At 50.0% G+C, this 2,389-nt stretch carries 1 protein-coding gene; it reads right to left on the bottom strand.

Annotated elements, in window-relative coordinates:
- Positions 1-116: 116 nt before the first annotated feature.
- Entirely contained in the window at positions 117-1,775 is a 1,659-nt protein-coding gene (gene ltrA, locus HW447_RS17735; protein WP_176256348.1) for a group II intron reverse transcriptase/maturase, read from the bottom strand.
- Positions 1,776-2,389: the final 614 nt, after the last annotated feature.

Raw genomic sequence — 2,389 nt, 5'->3', positions numbered from 1 at the left:
GTCTGGTCGGGTAAGAGATGGACATTGCTGCCCATCCCTCCCCTAAGAACCGTGCGTGAGAGTTTCCCCTCACACGGCTCAAGCCTTTCAAAAGGCTCTCTTATCGAGAACCCGGCTCAAAAGCAGTAATCAGGCTGTGAATTTTCTTCGTGGCATTCCTTGTGTACCATGATTTTCCGGCTGCTCTTTCCGGCTGGGGTATGCACTTTGAAGCCGGTTTCTGAGGTGATAAGGTCCCCGCAGACAGGGCAGCGGCGGCCTTGCCGCCGCCAGATCGTCAGCAGCTTTTCCCGTCCCTTGGTGCTGTTGAGCAGCTTTTCGCCCTCTCGTTCCTCGAAATAGTCCGTCCAATATTCATCAAACGGATTTGCTTCCGCCACGATTTTCTTAAATCGTATGATTTTCGTATCGGTTGCATATTCGAGTTTGCAATAGAGCGGTTTGCCCTCCGTGCCCTGGTTTTCATAGGGAACAGAGAATGTCCACTGGCGAGAGTCGATGTCGTGCCAGTATTTCCTGGCAATCCATTTGCGGCTCTTTTTCTTGTGCCTGCGCTTGGCCCATTGCCACAAGCATTTGTATATCTCATAGTCAACCGTGCTGAACACCTTGGAAGAAACAACATATCTCTGATTGTTTACCCACCCCCGGATAACCGGGTTGAGCCTACGAATCAGGATTTCCTGCTTTATGGATTTGCTGCTCTTAATGATGTCCCGCACTTTGCCCAGGAAGGATTTCACCGCAGATTTGCAGGGCCTGATGAGCAGTTTTCCGTTGTATTTGCGGATGTTTTTGCCCAGGAAGTCAAAGCCCTCGCCAATGTGGGTAATAACCGTCTTTTCTTCAGATAGCTGCAATCCTCTTTCTGTCAGGAACTCTCTCACGATGGGAAGCACCTTTTCACGCAGAAACTCCGGCGATTCTCCTGTGATGATAAAATCATCCGCATATCGCACGAAATTCATCTTGTTGCAGTGTGTTTTCCCATTGACCTTTTTACGGGTCGGGAGTCTGTCATGGAGCAAGCGTTCCAGACCATCCAGAGTCATATTCATCAGCGTCGGAGAAATCGTACCGCCTTGCGGTGTACCCTCGTCTGTTGGGAATAATTTCTGTGTTTCCACATATCCGCATTTCAGCCACTTTTCAAGGATCTGCGTGTCCATTGGAATGTTTTCCAGCAGCCATTGGTGACTGATGTGGTCGAAGCAGCCCTTGATGTCGCCCTCCAGTATCCATTTCGGGGATTTTCCTTTGTTCAGGTCGGTGAAGCACTGCTCGATTGCATCGTGAGTGCTTCTGCCGATTCTGAATCCGTAGGAGTTGGGGTCGGCATAGGTTTCCGCTATCGGTTCCAGTGAAAATTTGTAGAGTGTCTGCATGGCTCTGTCGGTCATGGTCGGGATGCTCAGTGGTCGCATTTTTCCGTTTTTCTTGGGAATATAGTGCCGTCTGAGCGGTTGGGGGCGATACCCCCGCCGGTTGAGTTTTGAGATTGCGTTGAATTTTGCCTGTGGCGTCAGCCATAATTCATGGTCTACGCCGGATGTCCTTTTGCCTGAGTTACTTGTTACTCGCTTTACCGCCAGGGCTTTGGCGTAGAACGAGTGTGTCAGCAGCCATTGCAGCGATTTTACTTTGCTGTAATGACCTTCCTTTTGAGCCTTTACGATACGCATTTGCAGCTTTTTGACATACGCCCGTGCTTTTTGCCAGTCTATTTCTTCCCAGCACGTTGCAATGCCGGGAGATGCACACGGTTTCCCGTTCATTTGCATTTTCTCCTTTCAAAAGTTCTATAAATTCTCTCGTAAAGAAAGACCAGATGGAAGTCTGCCCGCTTTCGCGTGAGGTGATGTTGCAACCTCTATCCGTCCCCATTACAGGGTCGGCGTTCGCTTTTTCCATCGTTCCTTACCCGCATTTTCCATGGGCTTTCCTTGCGGTCTGCTTTCCGGCTTTTGCCGGAGAAAATACGGGCTTACCACGTTTCACATAATTAACAGTACGGGTTAGGTTTCGCCTCTCCGCCGGCAGTCTTGTTGTCCATGTGCCCCCATCATGGAAAGGGGCATCCGACTGCGTCACCTTTTGGTTCAGGCTTATCAGCAACTTTAGCCTGTTCGCACTTTAACGACGTTTATTAGCGATTCACATTACATTAACCATACCGCACAGCCAGGCTCCCCAGCCGCATTGTTGCTCGCAGCTTATCGCATCCACCTCACGGTTTCCGCTTGACCCCTTTCGGGGAGGGCTACTTTTTCACATCATGCTTCCTCACAGCCGTTACCAGCTGCTTTGGTGATGTCAGGCTACTGCTAATGGAATAGCAGGTTCGGTCAATAGCCGAACAATTAAATTATGCGACTTCGTGTCGCACCCA

Source organism: Enterocloster alcoholdehydrogenati, assembly GCF_013282095.1.
Lineage (GTDB): Bacteria > Bacillota > Clostridia > Lachnospirales > Lachnospiraceae > Enterocloster > Enterocloster alcoholdehydrogenati.
Note: the sequence above shows the minus strand (reverse complement) of the source record. Positions and strands in the feature narration are given on the sequence as shown.